Here is a 715-nt window from a genome sequence, read left to right as displayed (position 1 = left end):
AAGACCAGGGGTATAATTCGTTCAGTGGGAGTTAAAAGGGCGAATGGCGAATAGTGAGTGGCGAATAGAGAAGCACTGAAGCCAGTCCGTTCCCGTTCGCCACTCACTATTCGCCATTCGCCTTCTAGGCCACCTTCCGCTGGCACAGCGCCGCTACCGCCCCCAGCGCCAGCAGCGCCGCCGACACGTTCAGCGCATAGCTCAAGCTTCCCAGCGCGTCGGTTATCGCGCCGACCGCGATAGGCCCGAGGGTCTGGCCGAGGCCGAACGAGATCGTCATCGCCGCAATCGCGGTCGGCCATGCCTCGGGCGGATAGTTGAAGCGCACGAAGGCGGTGGTCGAGCCGACCACCGCGAAGAAGGCGACGCCGAACACGACGGCCGAGACCGCGAGCCAGGCCGGCGAATGTCCCAGCATCGGCAAGGCTGCGCCCAGCGCATTGGTGCCGAGGATGATGGCGGTGGCGAGCCCGCCGCGATCGAGCGCCAGCACGCCGCGCCAGGCCCAGGGCGTGACGAAGGCGGACAGACCGATCAGGCCCCAGAACGCTGCCTGCGCCGCGGCTCCGCCGCCGCTGTCGCGCACATAGGCGATCATGAAGGTCATGTAGGCGATGTAGCCGGCGCCGAACAGGAAGTAGCCGGCGAGATAGATCAGCACCGGCAGGATCGCGAACGAGCCATGACCGCCTTCCGAGAAGCGGACGCTGCTCTC

1 protein-coding gene is annotated in these 715 nt (G+C 66.0%); it reads right to left on the bottom strand.

Annotation, left to right across the window (positions count from 1 at the left end; translation table 11 throughout):
- Window positions 1-124: 124 nt before the first annotated feature.
- Window positions 125-715: YbfB/YjiJ family MFS transporter (locus D1614_RS28020; RefSeq protein ID WP_119440482.1), on the bottom strand; the 591-nt coding region annotated here is incomplete at its 5' end.

It is taken from the genome of Maribellus luteus (assembly GCF_003576475.1).
GTDB classification, from domain to species: Bacteria; Bacteroidota; Bacteroidia; order Bacteroidales; family Prolixibacteraceae; genus Draconibacterium; species Draconibacterium luteum.
This window is presented reverse-complemented; position numbering and strand designations above follow the sequence as displayed.